Source organism: Sphingobacterium sp. LZ11T8 (assembly GCF_024261425.1).
Taxonomy (GTDB): domain Bacteria; phylum Bacteroidota; class Bacteroidia; order Sphingobacteriales; family Sphingobacteriaceae; genus Sphingobacterium.
On the sequence record NZ_JANBZY010000001.1, the window covers coordinates 931,259 to 953,296 of the forward strand.

15 protein-coding genes and 1 tRNA gene are annotated in these 22,038 nt (G+C 30.0%); 6 read left to right on the forward strand and 10 right to left on the reverse strand.

Annotation, left to right across the window (positions count from 1 at the left end):
* The first annotated feature begins 16 nt into the window (after positions 1–16).
* Positions 17–652, forward strand: coding sequence for an HD domain-containing protein (locus NLF99_RS03980; RefSeq protein WP_254526789.1), 636 nt, complete (start codon positions 17–19; stop codon positions 650–652).
* A 242-nt stretch (positions 653–894) separates the two neighbouring features.
* On the opposite strand, the gene NLF99_RS03985 is transcribed toward NLF99_RS03980, so the two are convergent.
* Positions 895–3,267 carry an AAA family ATPase gene (locus NLF99_RS03985; protein ID WP_254526791.1) on the reverse strand — a complete coding sequence of 791 codons (2,373 nt, stop codon included), beginning with the start codon at positions 3,265–3,267 and terminating at the stop codon, positions 895–897.
* Positions 3,268–4,409: 1,142 nt separating this feature from the next.
* Here NLF99_RS03985 and NLF99_RS03990 point away from each other — a divergent pair.
* Positions 4,410–7,943 (forward strand): SIR2 family protein, encoded by a 3,534-nt coding sequence (locus NLF99_RS03990; RefSeq protein WP_254526792.1) that lies wholly within the window; start codon positions 4,410–4,412, stop codon positions 7,941–7,943.
* A 76-nt stretch (positions 7,944–8,019) separates the two neighbouring features.
* Here NLF99_RS03990 and NLF99_RS03995 read toward each other — a convergent pair whose 3' ends face one another.
* From NLF99_RS03995 to NLF99_RS04035, 9 genes are all read right to left on the reverse strand, one after another.
* Positions 8,020–8,646 carry a hypothetical protein gene (locus NLF99_RS03995; RefSeq protein WP_254526794.1) on the reverse strand — a complete coding sequence of 209 codons (627 nt, stop codon included), beginning with the start codon at positions 8,644–8,646 and terminating at the stop codon, positions 8,020–8,022.
* 203 nt (positions 8,647–8,849) lie between these two features.
* On the reverse strand, positions 8,850–9,248 hold the full coding sequence (locus tag NLF99_RS04000) for a hypothetical protein (RefSeq protein ID WP_185212119.1): 399 nt from the start codon (positions 9,246–9,248) through the stop codon (positions 8,850–8,852).
* 5 nt (positions 9,249–9,253) lie between these two features.
* Positions 9,254–9,766 carry a hypothetical protein gene (locus NLF99_RS04005; RefSeq protein ID WP_185212118.1) on the reverse strand — a complete coding sequence of 171 codons (513 nt, stop codon included), beginning with the start codon at positions 9,764–9,766 and terminating at the stop codon, positions 9,254–9,256.
* Between the two features lie 425 nt (positions 9,767–10,191).
* Positions 10,192–10,644, reverse strand: a complete 453-nt coding sequence (locus NLF99_RS04010; protein WP_099367470.1) for a JAB domain-containing protein — start codon at positions 10,642–10,644, stop codon at positions 10,192–10,194.
* 708 nt (positions 10,645–11,352) lie between these two features.
* Complete coding sequence (locus NLF99_RS04015) at positions 11,353–11,622, reverse strand: hypothetical protein (RefSeq protein ID WP_254526795.1); 270 nt, start codon at positions 11,620–11,622, stop codon at positions 11,353–11,355.
* Positions 11,623–12,827: 1,205 nt separating this feature from the next.
* Complete coding sequence (locus NLF99_RS04020) at positions 12,828–14,651, reverse strand: hypothetical protein (RefSeq protein WP_185218143.1); 1,824 nt, start codon at positions 14,649–14,651, stop codon at positions 12,828–12,830.
* On the reverse strand, positions 14,626–15,123 hold the full coding sequence (locus NLF99_RS04025) for a hypothetical protein (protein WP_185212696.1): 498 nt from the start codon (positions 15,121–15,123) through the stop codon (positions 14,626–14,628). Before NLF99_RS04025 ends, NLF99_RS04020 begins: the two co-directional genes overlap by 26 nt.
* Positions 15,124–15,254: 131 nt before the next feature.
* Positions 15,255–16,193, reverse strand: a complete 939-nt coding sequence (locus NLF99_RS04030) for a hypothetical protein (RefSeq protein ID WP_185212695.1) — start codon at positions 16,191–16,193, stop codon at positions 15,255–15,257.
* A 123-nt stretch (positions 16,194–16,316) separates the two neighbouring features.
* Entirely contained in the window at positions 16,317–17,447 is a 1,131-nt protein-coding gene (locus tag NLF99_RS04035; RefSeq protein ID WP_185218142.1) for a site-specific integrase, read from the reverse strand.
* Between the two features lie 207 nt (positions 17,448–17,654).
* Here NLF99_RS04035 and NLF99_RS04040 point away from each other — a divergent pair.
* The 4 genes from NLF99_RS04040 to NLF99_RS04055 all read left to right on the forward strand — a co-directional run bounded on the left by NLF99_RS04040 (position 17,655) and on the right by NLF99_RS04055 (position 21,980).
* A tRNA-Lys gene (locus NLF99_RS04040) sits at positions 17,655–17,727 on the forward strand.
* 185 nt (positions 17,728–17,912) lie between these two features.
* Positions 17,913–19,229 (forward strand): site-specific integrase, encoded by a 1,317-nt coding sequence (locus NLF99_RS04045; RefSeq protein ID WP_254526797.1) that lies wholly within the window; start codon positions 17,913–17,915, stop codon positions 19,227–19,229.
* 1,068 nt (positions 19,230–20,297) lie between these two features.
* Positions 20,298–20,906, forward strand: a complete 609-nt coding sequence (locus tag NLF99_RS04050; RefSeq protein ID WP_254526798.1) for an RNA polymerase sigma factor — start codon at positions 20,298–20,300, stop codon at positions 20,904–20,906.
* An 81-nt stretch (positions 20,907–20,987) separates the two neighbouring features.
* A complete protein-coding gene (locus tag NLF99_RS04055) occupies positions 20,988–21,980 on the forward strand; it encodes a FecR family protein (RefSeq protein ID WP_254526799.1) in 993 nt (330 codons plus the stop codon).
* The last annotated feature ends 58 nt before the right edge of the window (positions 21,981–22,038 follow it).

Sequence of the window (22,038 nt, forward strand, 5' to 3'; positions counted from 1 at the left end):
TGAAACAACAAACAATATGAAAAAAGAGCAATTGGTTGCAATTTTGGAAGTCCTGAAGTTAGCAGAAAAGTTAAAGTTTGAACTTAGGCACAGCTGGTTGTCTAATGGTAGACAAGAGAGTGTTGCCGAGCATACTTGGCGCATGTCCTTAATGGCGGTTTTGCTTGAACCATTGTTGGATCAACAGGTCGATATGGCTCGTTTATTGAAAATGATCATAATCCATGATCTAGTGGAAGCTGAAGCTGGTGATGTCTCTGTGCTCGACCAAATCCGTAATCCTGAAATCAGAAAAATAAAGCAACACAAAGAGGAATTAGCCATCAATAATCTCCGTAAAAAACTAGCTGCTAGCAATGGTGAAGAGATATACCATTTGTTCTATGAATTCGAGGAGAAAGAGACCTTTGAAGCAAAAGTGGCCAATGCAATAGATAAGCTAGAAGTTCAACTTCAACATAATCATGCCGATATTACTACTTGGGAAGAGATTGAATATGATCTGTCATTTGTAATAGGTAAGCATGTGCAGTTTGATGAAACCTTTGCGATGTTGAAAGACTTAATCGAGCAGGAAGCAGAAGAAAAGCTTAGGGGAGCTGGTTTGGATGTTTCAGAGATTAAGATCAGAGCGATTTCTCAATTTTCGTAAGGGAAGTGGATTCGGAATTGATTTATTTTAATGGATGAGATTTTTACTTAAGTAGATCGGTTCAATGGCCTTCGAAATGAATGCTGATATTGAACAAGATCATGTAGTTTGATTAGACTTATTTAGGATGAATGAAATTAAAAGGCGTGATTCAATGATATATACTATGATACGAAGATTGTATGAGGTGTTTTTGAAAAAGGACTGTGGGAGAGGAATTCCTTATAACCAAACTATTTAATCTATTTTTGAGCTTCTAAAAGCACATCTAATAAATCTGAAGGAGTATAGTTAATAAAATCTTCCATCACAATTTTGATAAATTCCTTTTTTAATAAATCTTCTCTTCCTTTAGAATATGCTTTAAATTTCGGGAAAATTTCTGTTAAATATTCTTCTAATTTATGTCCTTGTAATACTTTAATAAAATATGGAATTTGTAATTCAAGCCCATGAATAGTCTTATATGAATTTAATTCTGAAAAATTAGTATCCATAATTGTTCCCGGATAACTGTCATTAATGACACTTATTATCTTTTCTTGCGTAATTTCATCTTTGATTCTTTCACATATTTTATTAATAATAGTTTGACATTGATCCTTTGTTAAATTAAGAAGAGATTGAAGACTAAATTTATCGTCAAAACCAAAATAATCAGGTTTTATTATTTTTTCTTTCAAAAGAAAAACTCCTACAAATAATGGATCAAAAATATAATTTTCTATACTATATCTAGAATTATAACCAAGGGTAATGATATATGAATTTTCATCTTTTGATTTAGCTAAATCCCAATCAATAATACCATAAATGGAATTATTACCTGCTTTTCTTAAGGTTTTTGCTATCTCTTTTACAACATCACAGTTTGATTTTGGTTGACCATTTTTATCTTTTTGGACATCGCCAGAAGCAATAAAGTTCAGTGAAATTTCCTTGTTTAAATAGTCTTTAAAAATATCATTGATAGCACTATAATATTCGACATCATATTTGCTTTCAACAAATACTTGTTTTCTATTTTCATAATTAATACTGAAAGAAGGAACTCCAATTGTTAATTCTTTTAATGCCTCATCTTTACTTACATGATGTAATAATTTTTCTGAATCTCCTTTTTTTATAATATATAAACTATCATCAGGTGAAAACGCTATTGTAGAAGGTGAATGACTTGAGATAATGATTTTAATACCAAGTACTTTATGAAAATAATTATGTAAAACATTAATCAACCTTTTTGACATTGAAGGATGCAAGGCAGAATCTAATTCGTCCAACAATAAGACCTTTGCAATAACTTTCTTTTTTGTTAATTTATATACAGAGAAAGCTAAAGCGAGCAGTGTTTTTTCCCCTGAAGAAAGGGCGTCTAAATGAGTTTGAAAATTTTCAGTCTTATTAAATAAATACACATGGATATTTTGGTTTAGCATGCCATTGTGGATATCTAAATGTAATTCAGAATTTCTAAATTCATAACCATTTACATCATATTCATTTAAAATATCATTTAAAATTTTAATTGGTGATTCTCCAAAATTATCTTTCAATTCCTCATTAGTAAATGTATGAACATATTGACCTTCAGATTTAAGAAATTTGTTTATATCATTTTGTTTTATAATGAGTTGAAAGCTTTTCTCTTCCTGGGCAATATCATGTAAATTAAAAAAACCATTATCAAATGATATGGAATCAAGTACATTATCTCCATTAACACTTTGAATTTGTTTTAATGTATATTCATCTAATTGAGATTTATAATATTCTTCAACTTCCTTATAAACTTCTTTTAAATCCTTAACAAATTGTGTTGGATTAATACTATTAAAAAATTGTGTTGAATCCCTTAAATAATAAATAATATCTAAAATGAAATGAGGGTATTTATTTCTAATTTCTACATCCCCGAAATCAAATGGAGGAGTTAATCTAATAACGTCAAATACTTCTTGAAATTTAGTTTCATTAAGAGATTTTAATTCCTTACTATAGCCATAATTTCTAATTATAGTAAGTGCTTGTACTTTTGAAGTTGTATCTTTAAAGAATTCAATAAATTTATCTAAATCCTCAATATTATGTACTTCATACCTTGAAATTAGAGATTGAAAATTTACAAATTTATAATAATCAACTTTTGAAGTATCTGGATTATTCATATCAAAAGTTAGATAATAATCTTTATCTTCATCTGACCAATCAAGAAGACCTAAATTTTGCATATTATAAATCAAATCTTCATCTAAATATATAGAACCGTAATTTCTGTTAACTTTGAAAGAACTTATTATATTATTTCTTTTTTCTTGGAATTTTACATTTGATGAATTTGATTTATCTATATAAGCTTGTTGTCTTTGTTTTATACTTGATGTTTGGGAATCTCTATAATTTAAATCAATGTTATAAACATTAAAATCATTATAATTATATAAGATTATATTTTCTGAATCTATACCTTCAATCGTAATATTTCCTTTATCAATTGCGTTTAAGAAATGAGATTTTCCAGCACCGTTAATCCCTGTAATAACAGTAAAATCACTTATTTCTATATCATTAAACTTTTTGATGGATAAATAATCTGAGATGTGTTTTAGTTTCATATTATAGTCAATAATGGTTCCCTGATCAATAGTCTCAAAAATATCTATATTTTAGAGACTTAACAAGGTAAAATTATTAAGTTTGAGGGATGAAATTAATAATTCATTTAATCCTTCAAACTATACCGCAATATATTTCAAACAATCAAGTGATTGCAAACATCAAAATCAAATTCTTTCAGTTCTAGCAAAAGTTAAAATATAAACGAAGCCGGACATTAAAATTTTCAATTGACTCCCCTTTGAGAATTTGCAAGTCCAGAATTTGCCTCGCAAGAAACATCAAAAATTACTGTTAAGCATTTAAGGAGGGAAAATGTGTAGAATGTCAGAAAAGTTCAAAAAACTATAGAATTTATTTGATTTTTTTGTGATGACTTGTACCTTTGATTCATCAAAAGACTTCGTAGCTCAGTTGGTAGAGCAACAGACTCTTAATCGACATTTATTTCCATTATTTCTTTCTAATATATTACTGATTATCAAATTTTTAGTTTCAAATATTGCTTGTTCGGTAAATTTTAAATTTGTTAATAAATCTGTGTTTAAATAGCTTTAAAAAGCCTCCTGTTCTCGCTGTTGTTCTCGCAATTTGTTTTTAATTTACCTCCTTTCATTTAGTACAATTTACAGATCAAAAATTGTATTTCCTATTTATAGAATAGGTGTTGTTTCAGATACAAAATATTTATGTAAGTACCCCATTAGATTTTTTGTAACCTCATAAGCTCGCCGACTGCGAGTTGAACGAAGGTCGTTGAAGAGAAATGCGCAAGCATGATTCAACGATATATACGAAGTATACGAAGACTGTTGGCGGTATTTTTGAGAACGGATTGTGCGATGGGAATATCAAAAATAGTGACAACATCGAAGCCTGAGTGATCAGCAGGCGAGCCAAACTCGAAAAGTTGTTGGATTTTAACCAGGTATGCAATACCTAGTTAAAAGACAAAGAAACTTTTATGAAACGAATCATTATAGAAGAAATAAGTATGACAAACTGCGAAGCAATATAAATAGATTGTGTAAGTACACAATTTATTTATATCTTGGTTTGGCGTATCTTATTCCCCTATAATGGTGAGTGGAATGCCTTATTACCAACCAAATTTATATTAACCAAAAATTTAGTGTAAAATATGAACATACCTTCTCAGATTCAAAATGCAATTAGTAAAAATAAACTTGTAATTTTTGCTGGATCTGGTCTATCAGCAAAATTTGCTCTTCCTTCATGGAAGGATTTGGTAAAGAATGTAATAAATGAAATTGATAACAAAACATTCAGTGATTTGATACCGGTTTTAGAGAGTGGGTTATTAAAACCTATAGAAGTTTTAGACAAAATCCAAGGTGAGCATAAAATAGTTCGATCATATATACAAAAAAATTTCAATATTGATATACAGGAAAATTTAACATTACATAAGAAAATCTTAAACCTTACCGGTTCAATAATAACAACAAACTATGATAATGCATTTGAACAAGCTTCATTAAATAGCATTATACCAGCTAAAAGTACATCTGATTTTAATATTAGCAATATTAGCCAATCAGAAAAACCTTATATTTTTAAAATTCATGGTTGCTATACAGAGCCAGATAATTGTTTGATTTTTAGTAAAGATTATTTAAAGATTTACGACTCAGATTCTTCAATTAAAGAAAAACTAAAGGCAATTTTTATTGATAAAACTATAATATTTGTTGGATTTAGTTTTAATGACCCCGATATTAATTATATATTTTCCAATCTTGATAATGTTTTTCAGAATAACAACCGTCATTTTGTTTTAACTAAAGATGAACATGAATTTGAGAAATATAAATATCTAACAGCTATTCCAATTATGGATTACGACAATGATATCGACTCCTTTTTTGATAAATGTTTAGAAATAAAAAACCAGCAGAAGAACTCTCCCATTAACAAATTATCAAGTGAAATAGTAAAAAAACCAAAAATCGCTTTATTAAGACCAGAGCCCTTAGATATAATTTTTGATCCAGAGATATATTCAATTGAAAATTGCTTAGAAGAATTAGATATTGAGCTCCATACAGGCTTTTTAGATGCAAGAACATTAGAATCAATTGATGACTATGATATTTTAATCATCATTACTAAAGTTTTTAAAGACAAACTTTATATAGAGGATGACAATCAAAAAAGTGATTTAATATCATCAGAAGAAATTTGTTATCATGTTCCAAATGATAGAATTCCCATAATATTTATTACAAATGATAAAATTGATTTAGTTCCTGGTTTCAATACGATTAATATATCGACATATAAAAGATCTGTAATAAAACGGTTTATTTTCAAAGGTTTAAGGAGTAAAAATTTGGACTTCACATCAGACGAACATATAACCATAGGTTTATCGTTTCTATCGATTTTAGAATTCAACAAAGGAAATTCTAAAAAATCATCGATTTATTCAGCAAATAGAGTTTTAGACATTGGAGAAAAATCGTTAAAAAATATCATTGGTAGAATCGAAGAACAATCTTCAATTATCTCAAAAATACAAGGAATAAAAAGAAGTAATAAAGTTTTAAATATTAAAGCTTCAGGTGGAACTGGAAAAACCACTCTTATCAAAAAAGTTGCTTATGAAATGTACAATAGGGGCTATTTTAAAGAAGGGGTTTCGTTTAATTCTTGTGAAAATATAAAAAGTTTTGAAGATTTTGAAGAATTGATTATTGAAGCTTTCAATTTAAGAAACATAATAAATTTTAAAGAATATTTAATAGAAAATTATAGTTCAAGAAAGATTGATTCTCTTGTTATTTTAGACAATTTTGAAACTGTTGCAAATTCTTTACAAGATAAAGCATATGATCAAAGTATTGATTTATTAAAATTTGTTACTGATTTTGCAAACATTGTAATTACTTCAAGAGAAAAAATTTCAAAATTAGATGATTTTGAAGACCTATATTCTTTAGCCCCATTATCAACAGATGATGCTCTATCTTTATTTGAACGTGATTACGGAAAAATTATTAGTGAAGAAGAAATTAGAATTTTACGAACTGAAATTTTAGAGGATTTATTAAATAATAATCCACTAGCAATAAAATTAGTAACAAAATCAAGAACAAGATTTAAACATATTGAGGAGCTCAGTGTTCAAATTAAGGAGCATTTTTTTGAATCTTTGAATGAAGATTTCACCTTAGTATTTAAAAATAAAGAAGATTTAAATATCGAAAGAACAAAATCTATTTACCAATCAATAAACTATTCCTATGCAACCTTAAATGCTAAAGAAAAGATTGCATTTGAACTTTTAAGTATTTTTCCTGACGGAATCAGTTTGACAAATTTTAAAAAGTGCTTTGAGAAAAGTAATTCAACTAATAATATTAGTGATAAAGAGTTAAGAGTCTTAAGAGATAAATCCCTTGTAGAAGATTATAATGGCACATTACAACTTCAGCCAATTATTAGAAGATTTGCAGAATATCAATTTTCTAAAAGATCGAAGGAGACGAAACAAAAATATTGTATGGATGCATATTTATTTAATTGTTATTTACTAGATGTCCTTAGGTTTATTGAAAAAAGAAAAAGCACCTCAGAAGCATTAAAAATTTATAATCATTTTAAAAACAACATGTTAAATGTATTTACATATATACCTAATATTCCTTTAGAGGAAAACGGACCAGTTCCAGGAAAAAAATATTTACTTAATTATATCGATGAAATTCAACAATTTATTGTTAATGATAGACAAATCAAAGAATTCTACCACAAAATTGATTCTATTCAAGACTACTTTAGTGATTTGCCTTATGCAGGAACATTAATTGAAGTGATAAAACTTGCAAAGATTTATTATTTTGAGGAATTCGAGAATTCATATTCCGAATTATGTAATTATTACAATCCCAACGAATTAGAATCTAGAAATAATAAAGATGAAGATTTGATTGAAGAGAATTATAAAGATATTATTGCAAATATACATGATATGGAGGGATACACTTTAAGTTTAATTAAGGCATTTATTAAAAATGAAAATTATTCTCACTATTCAGACTCCAGTTTTTTCTATTTAGGTATTCCAACCATTATTTCTAGAAAAAGAGATGGATTTTACTATTTTGAATACGAACTAATGTTTAATCAATTGGATATAAAAAGCCTAACTGATTATATTGATTCATTATTTCTTGAACAACATTTGGAAATTATGCAATCTACTTATACCCTCTCAAAAGTTATTGAATTAGATAAAAATGCTATTAAAAAACTTGTTGTAACCAATCCTTATACAAGAGGCTTGAAGGATTTAATGTTAGCTTCAATTTCAGGGTCAGAAGAGGAGAAGAATAAACTTTACAAAAGCGCATTAAAAAATTTATTCCACATTAAATACTATTATTTAGAAGCACTATACTTTTATTGTATTTTTTTAAAAAATTCAGAAAATATGGAATATTTAAAATATTTAAGTGAAGGATTGGATTTAAGCAAAAAATACTTTTATCAATATCAATATCATTTATTTAGTAATTTAAACAAAAACAGTCATAATGATTATATTTTTTCATATGACTTTTACTCAGATGATAGATTAGAAACCTTTGTAAATAAACATAACGAAGTATGGGAGAAAAGGTTTAAAGAAAAGAATTTAATTAATGCTTAGTTGGTTTGGAAAAATAAATTAGGAAAATTGAAAATTATTATAAATAAATATTCATACTTAAATTCAAAAACATTATTCAAAGGTATTTTATTATAATAATCTTTAATTTTCCATAAAGCCAATCAAAAGGGAGATATATAATCATAAAAATTAAAACCAGTGGTACACTTAGGATCTTCATAAATTCAAATATTTTATCTCGAATTGGTACAGCAGTATATTCCATTTCTTCCTTTATTAATTTTCCACTTTCAAAGCTTAACTGAAGAACCTTAGGGAATACTCGTTTTCCATCCTTACTATATCTGATAATCTCATAGAAGCCCGATACTAAGCTGATCTTTCCAGAATACCAATCCACAAAAACTTCCTTATGCTCTGGATACAAATAATTTAGGTCAATTGATTTATAATCATCAATATCATTTGGTTTATCTGAACAAGAATTTACAATTGTGCCGTTAAGCCCTATTAAATAGAGTTTGCCATTTTCAATTTTCCATTTACATGTATATGGTGCATGGTATGCAGAATCGATATAAACCATTGAATTTTTGAATTCCACGGGTTTATCCTCTGGTATTTTAATTGCAGGACACCCTGCTATACAACCATAGGATTTTCCATTGTATAAAAATTCATCTTCTGGCTCACCTGTTAATTCATAACCAGATGTTTTGAAATCAAAATCTATAGTATCCATATTGATAGTTCAATTAAAAAAAACAATAACAGATTGACTGAGATTATAATCAATCTGTTATTTAACATATTCCCCTGTAATTATACAGCTAGAACTTAATTAAGTTAAGATTAGGCAGTAAACCTGGTTATAAGCGTGAGTAAAACATCAACAAACCTTAAATTATTATTCACCTCATAATCCTTTCAATTGATAAAAGATTGCTAATAAACTTGTTTCATGAATTTTTGAATTGAACTAGGATGAATCAATTCAGGAAAATTACTATTCCTAGAAGCAATCTCACTTGCAATATTCAAAGTTGTATGCAGAGTGTTAAAAACAATAAAATCTAATGGATATGGTGGTATTGGAAGAGACCTATTTTTAAATGTAAAATTTCTATGAGCACCTAATTTTTTACATTTAATGTATAAATCTAAAGATGGTTCAAAATTATTCCTAATAACATTCCCTAATTCAATTAAATCATTACTTTTAAAACTTTCTCCTTTTTGTTCCCATTCGAAAGTTACTAGCATAATCTTATTTAATCGCTCTGCTAACTCTTGTTGATAATGACTCAATTGGTCACCTTTGAAAAAATTGTCAAAAAAACCCATAGTATTTAAATTTTATTTCTAAATGAAGTAGTAGGTTTAATATGTAAAACAAATTTAAACCAAGAATTTGGAAGCTCTATGGCTTGAAATTGAATTCTACCAACATTTTCAATATATTTATCTGTTAATGCAACAAATTTATTTTCTTGATCAACAACTATATCAAATTTATTCTCTTTGAGCTTCATCGCAAATAATCCAAATTCAGGAGACATGCTTGGATCCATAAGTAAAATTAAAGAAACTAAATTTTGTCCATCCAAAAGATTGTTGGGAACAAACGTGAAATGACTATTATTAGGCTGAATACCAGATGCCGTTAATAATTCATTTATTAATTCCCCATTAGAAACAAACATTGAGTGACTAATATATCCTGATTTAATTTTTTTTCCTTCGTAAATATCATCGATAATATTCCCGCCGATATCATTCAACTTCTTTATTATAAAAGAAGGACCTTTAAATATGAAATCATTGAAAATAATTCCAGTAACAGAGTTTGTAGAAAATATCATATCTTAAATTAATTTAAATATCGAATAGTCCAAATTCGAAAGGTTAATAAATAGAAAGCGTGGGACAAAACAACAGTTAACGCTTTCAAAAGTAAAACGAGTTAATAATAAACAAATACGGTAAACCGTAATTAAACAAATAAAGTTGTTATGTGTCAATCAAGTTCCAAAGATCAACGGGTTAATAAATAGAAAGCGTGGGACGTAACCTAGAGCTGTTGCTGAGAGAGGTACCTAGGAGAACCCTGCACAAACAAACAGATAGGCACGTCCCACGCTCATATATAGCGTAGAACGTTACCCTATCCGTCCTTGTTGTGCAAATTGAAAATTTCCTAGGTTTTCTCTTTCACAAGAACTTCAAGCTAACGCTTAATTTCTTTAATATTTTTACTTTTTCAAAGATAAGAATTATTCATATTCGTTTAGAAATATCCTTCATCTCTTAAACTCATGTAGGAATCCGATGACATCAGGAGATGATCGCAGACCTCTATATCCAAAAGCTTTCCGCATTCGACCGCTTTTTTTGTGATTGCAATATCATGTGAGCTTGCTTTTAACTTTTCCGAAGGATGGTTATGCGCCAAAATAATCTTTGAAGCAGAAGCTTTCAGAGCTATGGAGAAGATGACCTTCATGTCAACTGGTACAAAGTCCTTACCTCCCATTGCTATGTCAACAACTCCCAGAACCCTGTTTGCGTTGTTTAGCAATATGATCTTGAACTCTTCAAGGAATGACATTAGGCCTTTGTCCCAGACTTGGATCAAAACGTCATAGGCTTCATTCGATTTTGAAACCGTGGGACATTGAGAAAGCTTGAATTTAGGTTTAAATTCGACTTTGATTTCTGATACGTTTAATAGATTTTTCATGCTGATGTTGTTAAAATGAATATGGATTTTATATCAGCACAGTCGTGGGGGATGTTTATAGACACCTTTCAAGGGAAAGATACCCCCTATAATGTGAGGGAGGGGGCTTTTTTCTGAATCCGAAGATATCAAGAATTAAATTTAAACCTTATAAAAAGGAACAAACTATTGGAATAAAAAATATCCCCCGAATGGATCGAGGGATAAATGTTAACCCTAAAACACCTAATTATTAAAAGTAATTTAAAAATTAACGTTTTGGACGCATAAATATAAAGATTATAAATGAAAAAGTAAGTTTAAATAATGCCTGATAAATAAAAATTTAATTTTAATTACGTAAACGTCTTAAATCGCACTTTTAACCATTATCAATAGTGATTTATAATTATTAATAAAACAAAATAATTTTTTAATAGTTAGATTGTAAATTGTTTTTCATAATTGCCTCACTAATTTTTTTTAGTTTGAGGTTCTGTTCTTCAATCTAGCCTAAAGTAAGAGTCCCTTGGTGAGTGACTTCCAAGGGGTTCTTACTCGTTTATGTTGGAAAAGGTTATTTAAATTCCATGATGAAAGTGAATTTTTGAATAAATACCTAGACTTAGGTATTTACTAAGACAAATAATAGAAAGATATTTATCCCATATATTTTAGATTTGTAAAATTTGGTAACTGATAGCCATCTCAAGGTAGATGGCTATTTTATTATGGTTTTTTGAAATATTGGGATAGTTCAAAATATGATGAATCCACAATTATGGTAGTGTCATTTTCAAGAAAAATAGTAAACATACTTCCGAGAGATATGTTTAATTGTTCATTGGTATCTTCCATAGAATCTGGGGTAATTATTTTTCTTACAGATTTATGCAGATGATTTAAATTTTCAATGGGAGGTAGGTCTTTACCGAATGCAATCGTAAGATCTAATATCAAGGAATTCGCTTGATTTATTAATAGTTCTTCATTCTTCATTGAAAGTCAAAATTAAATAGAAATACATTTTACGGTTTGGTGGATTTTATGGTATCAACAAAAGTTGAATGGCTCATTTTAAAAGCCTCAAAATATTTAGAAATATCCTGAACAAAAATCCAGGATATTCCTAATTCACTTTAAACTAACTGCAAATATTACTTAAAATAATTGTTTTACAAAAGCGAAAATATATATTATTTCACAGTAAATTGATGTTTTTTTATAATTTATTCTAATAAAAAGAGTTTTTTATCCGATATTGCACAAAATTTTGTTCAACCAAACTAACGTTAAGATTTACAGGATATTAACCAATATCGATTGATTAAAAGTGTTTTTGTAAAACACTTATTTAATACGACGGCTTAGTGATGTTAAGTTACCATGTTTTAAACAATAGTTAAAATTTGCGTTAAAAATTGATTGTGGAAGCTTTGTATTTAAAAAAGAAAATCGAAGAATTAAAAACGTCTTACAAAAAATTTGAAAAGATATATATCTATGAGACTGAGGAGGAGGATTATAAGGATCCGATGACATTAATAATAATTGATTTTTTTAAAATATCATTTACGCTGATGTTAATGATTTTAGCATTGTTATTGTCATAGGCAGAAATAAAGTTATGAGTACCAAACCAATTATTGATTTCTTTACGAGGGTTAAGGAATTAATTAAAATGATTAAGGAAAAGCTTCTAAAAGAGGGCGCACATATTGAACCAGAAAATAGGCTAATTAGAACGGTTTTTTATCTCTTTGAAATAGTTACAATTTTTGCAATGATTTCCTGTTTAATTCTTCTAGTAAAATGTAGTAATTAAAGCTGAAAAGGTTTAATTCTTTTAAAAATTAATGATTTAAAATGTATTTCCAGTTTTTATTAATTCATATTGAGGTTAATTTGAACGAATCCTAAGATATGAAAGAGACATATCCACAGCCTTTATAGGGGGGCTTATATTTAATAAATAACTGTAAATAAAAGGTTTAACTTATTTGTTTGAAATTGAAAGGTAATAACCAATTGAAAATCAATAAAATATCAAAAGGATTTGTTGTTATTACAAATGTCCGATCAATCCACAGCCTTTACAGGGGAAGTCTTAAATGTAAGATTTCCCCTGTAATGAGAGTGGTGTGATGTTTAGAATTTAGGTTACATTTTTTTGGAGGGGTGTTTTAAAGTATTAATTTGTAACCTTATGCATAACCTTTAATTTCGTACCCCCTAATAGTCTTTCCATTAACTTTTTTTGATTTTTCTTCTATTTTAAAATGCATTTTGTACACCCTAGGAGTTGCTTTTACATTCTTGACTTTCCTTTTGTTTAATTGGATGTTGTATATTTCTTTTAATTCTTCGCTAGAATACCAATTTTCGGGAACGATATGTTTATAAAGATCCCCAACAAAATCTTTATTCATCAGATCTTTATCTTTTGTATGTTTCAAATAGAGTTCCTTTAGTTCACCTTCACTTGCGCATTTCTTAAGTGTCGATATGCTTACCGATTCTGTATAAAGTTGATAAATCATTTTGAACAATGTTATATTCTTTTCCAACTCATCAATTGAGATTTCTATATTTCCTTTTTTAAAAGCGTCAATAACTTCTATTAGATCAACTAACTTTTCTCTAAATGCTATTTTACTAGGTGCACTTAACATTCGTGAGGTTATAGAGAATTCCCATATTTTACTTCTCGTTTTAACTTCAAAATATTTCAAATTGGAGTTGTACAACTTGCATTCAATAAAAGCTTCTTTAATGGAATTATACGACTTATAATAGGATTTGATTTTATTAAAGTATGTGTAGCAATCCAATAAGAAGTAACTTCTCTTTTTATTAGAATCGATAAAATAATAATAAGGCATTTGCTTTAAAATTCCATGATAAGCTAATTTTGAATTGGGATTATCCGCCTTTTCAAACTTTTCAAATAACCTATTGTAATCATCCTCACTTGATTTGAAAAAGTCCTTCAACTCATCTTCAGTGAAGAAATCAATATTAGGATCTTGGTTGCAAATCACTTGGATGCTTTTAATTGCATTCTTATTTCTAACCCTCCCAATAATTTGAACAACATCAGTCAATGGATCTAGGGTAGAATGCTTGACAATTTCTGGGTCACTAATGATTAGTATGCTGTAGTTGTCTTTCACATTAATATCCAAGCCAGCAAAATAACGGCCAGTAAAAAAATTATACTTTTTAAATTTGGAAGTGTCTATTTCGGTTCCAATATGATTTAATGTATAACCCCTATAAGATCTGATGTAATCTTTTCCACAAAAAGCAGTACAATCACTTGGTTTGTTCGTATAATTTATTATCTGCTTGATAATATAATTTGAGTTTACAAAAATTAGCCAATTCTTATCCGGTTCTTTTTCGATAATAGATTTAGCAGCAAATATTGTGTTATTTGTCAATACTAGATTTATTGTCTTTGGGGTATGATGTTTTGGGATAATATTGTATACTTTGAAATTGCCAAATCTTGGATCAGAAGGTGGAATGTATGTGGCAGTAATCATTGATTTATTCTTGAACTTAAAGAAGGTATCCATAAATATTGGAAATTCCTTTCTGAAACTTGCGCCTTTAATTATTTTGTCACACTCATCAAGCAAAATAAAGAATTCAGTATAAAGATCAATGTTAAGAGTTTCACATGCATCAATCAATTTGAAAAATGACTCCGGTGTAATCATAATTTTTCGATTTATTTTTACTGATATTAAGTATTGTATGATGCTAGTATTCTTTATCCCCTCTCTAACAATCAGTAAATTAGGGTTTTTAGCGCCCTTATTGTCTATTATAGCTCGAGAATCAACAACTATAATTGAATTTCGATTACAGTTTAATTCTGTTGTTGTTGCACCTATACCAGTAATATTCTTAGAAATGATCGAGTTGCAAGGGAGTAATCCATCGGAAAATGCCTTATCCAAATAATTTCCATCAGAATTATCGAAAACAATATTATTAATATCCATCTTGATCCTCCTCATCCAAAGGGTTTCTTAAGGCATTTCTGAGTCTATTTGGTGAAGCTATTCTTAAGGAATTTATAACATTAATATCAACCTCAATATTTTCTTCTTCGTCGTTGGTTTCAATTAAAGAATTTATCTCCTGACCTAGTTCAAAATGTTCAGCCGTTGAAATTAGTTCCATTAAATCAATCTCAATGATATATTGCTTTGAAATCTCTAATAAACTGTCAAGGATTGGGGAATTAGGAGGGGAGAAGCGGTATATTTTTTCGTCTTGTTTAAATTTTAAAAAATATATTTTTTTTCCATTCTCAAAAGCTATCTGAAAGGTATCTAAATGTTTCAGTCCCTTAAAGAATGAGAAAAGTTTCTTTCCAGATTTATCATCAAGAGATCTAAAGAAAATTAGAAATTGTTTAAAAGTGGCGATAGGTTTTACCTTTTCAGTTCCAAAAATAAATTCATTTATTGAAAATGTTTTTTTCATATTATTATGTTTTAAACAATCAGCTTAATTACTGAATTGTGCCATAAAATTGAAAAAATGCCTAAGGGGGACAATAACAAAAAAAGGGAACTTATTGTACCCCTTTGATAATAAATAGCAATGACTTGATATTATCTTATCAATGCTTTAACAAAATCTTCTTTTTGATCATTGAATGGATGTGAGAAATCAAAATCCTTATAATGAAGTATATTACCCCCAACTAATAAAGCGTTATAAATAAGGAGATGTTTATTTTTTTCATTAAGGTGGTAAGTCTGGCTTTGATCAGAGATAAATCGATAAAGGATTTTTGCAGTTTCTTTTAGGAATTTGTCGTATGGTTTCGTTTTATTATTTCTTTTCCATGCCATTACCTCTTCCTTCAGAGTGTTCAATGATTCGATGGAAAACTCACATTTCCATCCCTTTTTTAATGTTAGATATAAAGCTGATTGAGAAGTAGCTGTGGGGAAATACAATTCATGTAAATACTCCGATTTTATGTTACTATTTGCTGTGTTTAAATTAAAAGTTCTTGCCCAATCATTGTATAACTCTTCTGCTAATTTATCAAAGATTAGCGGATTGGTCTTTAATGGAAAATCAATGACAGATTTCGGTTTGTAATTAGGATTATCTGAATATGTGATTTTTAATTTGGCATTTTCTAAATTCTCTTTAATCAATAAAAGATCTATAAGTTCATCGATTCTTTTTACCTGATCAATTAAATAGTATTCATCATAATTCATATCATGGTAATATGATAATTTACCTTCCCATAGCAATTGTCTATAAATTGCCGTTAAAGTCAAAATATTTCCTAAAATTAAATCTCTGATTTCTTGATTATCTTTGAAAATTATATCATAAATTTTGATTGAATTGAAATCATCCAAGATTATATCACTTTCATCGAATCCTATTATATATGGAACTGAAATGCTTGAAATTTTCTGAAATACATGTTCTTTATCGTCCGTTTCAAAGTTTACATAATCCTTTAAAATTTCTTTGTTTATTTCTGTAGGTACATTTATGTATTCCGTAATAATTTCATTTTTCATAGTGTTAATCCAAATAGCAATAAAAGCCCGATCAAATCAATGATCTTGGGCTTTTAAAGTTACAATTTATTATTGAGGGGTATTAAACTATAATAATGTGGAAAAGCAAAAAAGGGACAAATGTTATAGATCGGGTAATACATCCCTGAGTTCATCAGTATTATGTACTCCTAATCCACGAAGGTATTTTAAAGTGACAATCATGTCTGAATGTCCCATTAATTGTTGAACAATATGTAAATCCTTGGTTTTTTTATAAACGTTTACCGCTGCACTATGTCTAAAGGAATAAATAGTTTGATTGGATTCAACAATTTTGGATTTCTTCATTTGATTAAAGATTCTAGTCCAAGCAGTTCCAAAATAACATCTATTTCTTGGAATGGAGTTCCTGCTAAAAATATTATCATCTGGATTCAGATTTTCAATTTTAGGTAATAGAATTTGGCGAACATAATTTGGGATGGGAACTATTCTAATCTTCCCCCCTTTATTTTCTGTCCCAGAAAGGTGTATCTCTGAAAAATCATTTTTGAAATGACTTCTTTTGAGAATTCGAATTTCGTTATGTGGTCTTAATAAACAACCATAGCTCATAAGACAGCAGAGGTACAAATCAGGGTGCAAAACCTTAATAAAATCCAAAACTTTATGAATTTGGTCTTCTGTGTAGATCTTATGAAGTATAGGTACTGATTTCCTTCTGTCCGTACGTGTAATGATCGATGTGTTAAATTCATAATCTTTATCAATTTCCGAAAATATTGCTCTTAAGTGCCTTCTTGTGTGCATATAATAGGTTCCGCTTGAATTAAATTGATTGAGGAACTCTTGAATTCTATATCTTTTCAAATGATTTATATCACTGGCTAATTCCTCTTCGGTAAGAAATGTTTGAAAATTGATTTTTAGGGATCGTAAATTCGCCAGATACATCTTCGATAGATTCGCCTTGGTTTTGTTTTCAATTGCTTGGTCTAACAGCTCAGATAAAGTTTTTGATTTCTCTATTATTAGAGGGGAATTCTTACTAATCGGATATTTCCCAAAATCAATAGCCTTTCTAAATTCATATTCTAATAAACTTAATTGTTCATCTCTTTCTATTAACGTCCTGCAAGAGTTCGGTCTTATATCAATCCCTAATTTCTGTCCAGTGTATTCCTTGAACTTCTTGTTTCCTAGTTTTATATAGATATAAGATCTCTCTGATAGTGTTAATGCCTTCTTTGCAGTAATCTTTACGTTTTTCATTTTTCTGTTCTCGCACCGTTCTCGCAATAGATTAAAGCTATTTAACTTGAAAATTCAATAAATAATATTGATAAGGAAAATGTAACTATTAAGGTAATTTAATACATAATGAAAACCCATAATTAAAGACAGTTGTCATAAAATCGCAAAAAACTATAGAATTTATTTGATTTTTTTGTGATGACTTGTACCTTTGATTCATCAAAAGACTTCGTAGCTCAGTTGGTAGAGCAACAGACTCTTAATCTGTGGGTCCTGAGTTCGAGCCTCAGCGGGGTCACTTTCAAAAAAAGCTGTTTTTACTTGCGTAAAACGGCTTTTTTGCTTTCCTTAGGGTGGTTTGAAACTTCCTCCCTACACGTTTTGAAAATCCTCAAAGCGGTGTGTTTTGCATAGTATTTTGTTGAACTTCACGTAAAACCGTCACAAATACGTCACAAAGGTTTTCGTGGTAATGAAAAGATTATGGCAACCGTAAGCGCAAAGGTTTATGAACACCACAAAAAAGCAGATGGAACCTACAATGTAAAAATTAGAGTCTATCACAAAGAGGAGAAAAAATTTATAGACACTCCTCATTTCCTTTCCCTAAAACAACTCACCAAGGTGAAAGGAAAAAAAGAATTTAGTATTAAAGATTCTTTTGTCCTTGAAATAGTTGACAAGAAACTAAAGGACTACCGTAAAACGATTAGTGAACTCGAGGAGAAGCTTGACTTTTTCACCGCGGATTCATTAAGGGATTATCTCAAAAATAAAGATGAAGAAATTGATTTTATCAAGTTCTGTGCGAACTATATTAAACAAGAGAAGGATGACGGTCGTGATGGTTCGGCAGCCAACCATCGATCAGTACGTAACCATCTCATTGATTTTTTTAATCGGGAAACTGTCTCAATAAATGAAATACATTTTAATATGCTCGTTCAGTTTGAACGTTACTTGAAATCTGAACGTACAATAACACGAATAAACCAGTTAGGAAAGCCCGTCACTACTGTTTCAAAGCCTGTTTCAGATACTAGTTTATATAATTATATGAGAGATCTTCGCACATTATTTAATGAAGCGTTGAACCATTACAATAATGAAGATCTGGGCATTATATTGATTAAACACTATCCCTTCAAAAAATATAAGGTAGGCTCAGCTCCTCTTACCGAAAATAGAAATAATAATCTTGAAGAGGTTATTAGAATTCGAGATTGTAAAGTGTTACCTAAAACTAGAGCTGAACTCGCTCGGGACTTATATATGCTCTCATTCTATTTGTGCGGGATGAATGCTGTTGATTTATTTAAAATATCTACTGACGATATTCGAAATGGCCGGGTTGACTACAATCGATCAAAAACTAAGGGGAAACGAAAAGACAGAGCATTTATTAGTATAAAGATAATTGATGAAGCAAAACCTTTATTGGAGAAATATATTGGCAAGTTATCCCAAAGATATTCAAGCCGGACCACTTTCAATTCCGCATTAAAGCATGGAATGAAGAAACTCAGAGAACTTTCGGGTGTAGAGGGGGTCACTCTTTATCGTGCGCGCCATACCTTCGCAAATACAGCTAGGAATGATTGTAGGATGAGTAAAGATGATGTTGCTTTAGCACTCAACCATGTCGAAAATGGGAATCGTGTCACCGATATTTATATCGCCAAGGATTGGAGAATTATAGATGACGTCCAAAATAAAGTAATGCAGTTCTTCAGAAAATCAGAGCCTAAAATTTTGGAAATGATTAGGAAGAAAGAAATAAGTAGGCAAAAAGCTGCTTAACTTGATTTGTATGCAACGATTACCATTCGTTGGATACAGAGTTAATTTTTTAAAACTTAAAATTTTATTCATGAAAAATTTACTTTTATTCTTTTTAACGTGTTTCTTATCAACGATTGGTTTCTTTGCTGCTCTAAGTATGAAAACTCCTTGGATAGGATTCTGTGTAGCTTTTGGAACTTGGTTTTTATTTCTTTGGTTAACAACGAAGACACGTAGAAAATATTAATTATTTTATAATGAACTGGTATAATATAAGTCCGTACATCCCCTGTAACCAGGCATGTCTGAAATTTTGCATTTTACTTTATTATTGTTATTTCAAATTTTCCTTAAAGAAGTCTGTCATTTTATCAAATGAACATTGAATTTTGCCGTATATGTCAATGTCTACCGCATTAGTTATTGTCATCTATTCCTTTTGCTATGTTTCTGCTAGGTAAACAATTTTGCTGATATTACCTGAATGTTCTTTTTTTCATTCTATCTATAATATTGTTCTTGGTGACATTTCTGGTGTATAATTCGACATGGGCATGTTCATACAAGACAAATGATGGTTGCTGTCATGAGTTGTTAGAGTTTTAAGAATGTTTGTGATACTCTCATTACCTCAATTCTTGTTTGCGACTTAATTCAAATACCTGTCGAATCTTAGTAAGCAGGCTTTCTACCGCTTCTGCAATTATCGTTTCTATTTGTTTTAATGCGGATGACTTTTCTTCGAGGGCGTTGCTAGTATGTACTAGACCTTGAACTGTTTGAGTAGGGTACCTTGTGGAACCAATTTAAACCCCTATCAAACCGGATTCAAGATGGGTTTGATAGGGGTTTACATTGGTTTGAAAGGGGAGTGAGTTGGCGTTGTTGAATATGGTTGGGAGGAAGAGTGGTGAAGGGGAACAGTGATTTTTAGAAATAAAACTACCGGATCGAACTGCAGCAGGGAAATCTTCAAATAGTGTTTCGCCGTAGACATACCTTAATATTTTAATCATATTTTCTTAACCTTTCGGTTACATTAAACACGGAGATTTGAATGGGCTTAGTTAAAATTATTAACGAATTATGGAAATCTGTATCGACAAAAAGTTAGTTTCTCAAATTAATAATACCGACAAAGGTGCCTTTGATAGATTATATGAATTATATTGGGAGTATTTATTATCTCTTGCAATAAGGAAAACCGGGGATGTCGAAATCTCTATGGATTTGCTGCAGGACCTTTTTGTTGATTTATGGGAGAGGCGGACAGAGCTAAAAATAGAAGTCGCGCTAAAGCCGTATCTAACCTCGGCTTTGTACTTTAAGATCTTTATGTACTTCCGTAAGAAAGGCATAGCGGAATCCCATGTCATGCTGTTTAAACAAATGATTCAAGAAGAGACAGTTGAACAGATTGACTTTGAACAAGATATAGAAAAACAATATGCTGAATTGATGCTTGCAATCGATCAATCTGTTACTCAAATGCCCGAGCGGATGCAGGTCGTTTTTAATTTACGATTTCGCGATAGCCTTAAGATTAATGAAATAGCTAAAAAGCTGGACATATCATCCCAAACTGTCAAAAACCAATTACAAAAATCACTACAGTTTCTTCGGAAAAAAATCTCTCATAAAAATATGGAATTCCTGTCCGGTATACTTTTCGTACTGTACGTCCACCAAGCTTAATTTTTTTAAAAATAATTTATTCATAATTTCTTAACTTAAATAGCGTGGTACTTTTCGTCTTTAATGCAACTACTCTAATGTATGAAGCGAGAAGAAAAGGAATTAAATCGGTTAATATCAGGCTATATCAATGGAACGATTGATCAACAGGAGCGAGAAAAGCTTTTGTTATGGATGGAGCAATTAGAAGTTTCAAACAGTGAGGGACTGATTCATCCAGGATTGAAGGCCGAGTTGAAAGCTCGAATTGATGAGCAGCTATTTGGTACCGAAAAATCGACAACAGCATTTATTAGCAAGATCGGTTTAAGATGGATCAGTGTCGCGGCGGTATTTTTACTGTTGCTCGGAGTAGGGTCATTTCATTTTCTGAAGAAAGCTTCCGACTTAGGATCTCCGCAGCTCGCTATTCAGCAGGCAGAAGACTTTCAAATTAGGGTTCAGAAGGATAGCAGTTTTTACTTAAGTGATGGTTCACTGGCGCACCTACTTGCAGGGAGTACATTGTCATGGAATTCCAAATACAATACAACAGATCGAGCTTTGGAATTGCATGGGACTGCATTTTTTAAAGTGAAGAAGGATACCCTCCGCCCATTTTCAGTGCTCTCGAATTCAATTTTAACGACCGCATTAGGGACGGAATTTTGGGTGAGCGAATATGGGAAAAACACGAGTGTCAAGTTGATAAGCGGTTCTGTTTTGTTACAACGAAAGAATCATGCAGGAGCATTAAGTACCATTGGTACTTTAAAACCTGGGGAAAAATGGTCAATGAAGAAGAAAAGGTCTGCAAAAGAAATTAAGTCTGAGCCTGAAACAGATTTAAAGCATTTAAAGTCGGCTCTTCGCTTTGAAAATGCTGCGTTGAGCAAAGTATTTAAGGAATTGGAAAGTAACTTCCATGTGAAATTTCAGATTGATGCAGACGTGGAAGTTGACATGACGTTCTATGGTACTTTTGGCGAAGACGAACAATTAGTCGATATATTGGAAATTATAAGCTTGGCTAATGATTTGAAGTTTGAAGATCAAGGTCATCCCGGCCAAATACGGGTACTCAAAATAAAATAATTATTAAAGAAACTGTTTAATGAACGGCTAGAAATAGCCGTGAGGAAATGTTATGCCA

Coding starts and splice junctions, on each gene's coding strand:
- NLF99_RS03980 (WP_254526789.1), top strand. CDS start 17: ATGAAAAAAGAGCAATTGGTTGCAATTTTGGAAGTCCTGAAGTTAGCA.
- NLF99_RS03985 (WP_254526791.1), bottom strand. CDS start 3,267: ATGAAACTAAAACACATCTCAGATTATTTATCCATCAAAAAGTTTAAT.
- NLF99_RS03990 (WP_254526792.1), top strand. CDS start 4,410: ATGAACATACCTTCTCAGATTCAAAATGCAATTAGTAAAAATAAACTT.
- NLF99_RS03995 (WP_254526794.1), bottom strand. CDS start 8,646: ATGGATACTATAGATTTTGATTTCAAAACATCTGGTTATGAATTAACA.
- NLF99_RS04000 (WP_185212119.1), bottom strand. CDS start 9,248: ATGGGTTTTTTTGACAATTTTTTCAAAGGTGACCAATTGAGTCATTAT.
- NLF99_RS04005 (WP_185212118.1), bottom strand. CDS start 9,766: ATGATATTTTCTACAAACTCTGTTACTGGAATTATTTTCAATGATTTC.
- NLF99_RS04010 (WP_099367470.1), bottom strand. CDS start 10,644: ATGAAAAATCTATTAAACGTATCAGAAATCAAAGTCGAATTTAAACCT.
- NLF99_RS04015 (WP_254526795.1), bottom strand. CDS start 11,622: ATGAAGAATGAAGAACTATTAATAAATCAAGCGAATTCCTTGATATTA.
- NLF99_RS04020 (WP_185218143.1), bottom strand. CDS start 14,651: ATGAGGAGGATCAAGATGGATATTAATAATATTGTTTTCGATAATTCT.
- NLF99_RS04025 (WP_185212696.1), bottom strand. CDS start 15,123: ATGAAAAAAACATTTTCAATAAATGAATTTATTTTTGGAACTGAAAAG.
- NLF99_RS04030 (WP_185212695.1), bottom strand. CDS start 16,193: ATGAAAAATGAAATTATTACGGAATACATAAATGTACCTACAGAAATA.
- NLF99_RS04035 (WP_185218142.1), bottom strand. CDS start 17,447: ATGAAAAACGTAAAGATTACTGCAAAGAAGGCATTAACACTATCAGAG.
- NLF99_RS04045 (WP_254526797.1), top strand. CDS start 17,913: ATGGCAACCGTAAGCGCAAAGGTTTATGAACACCACAAAAAAGCAGAT.
- NLF99_RS04050 (WP_254526798.1), top strand. CDS start 20,298: ATGGAAATCTGTATCGACAAAAAGTTAGTTTCTCAAATTAATAATACC.
- NLF99_RS04055 (WP_254526799.1), top strand. CDS start 20,988: ATGAAGCGAGAAGAAAAGGAATTAAATCGGTTAATATCAGGCTATATC.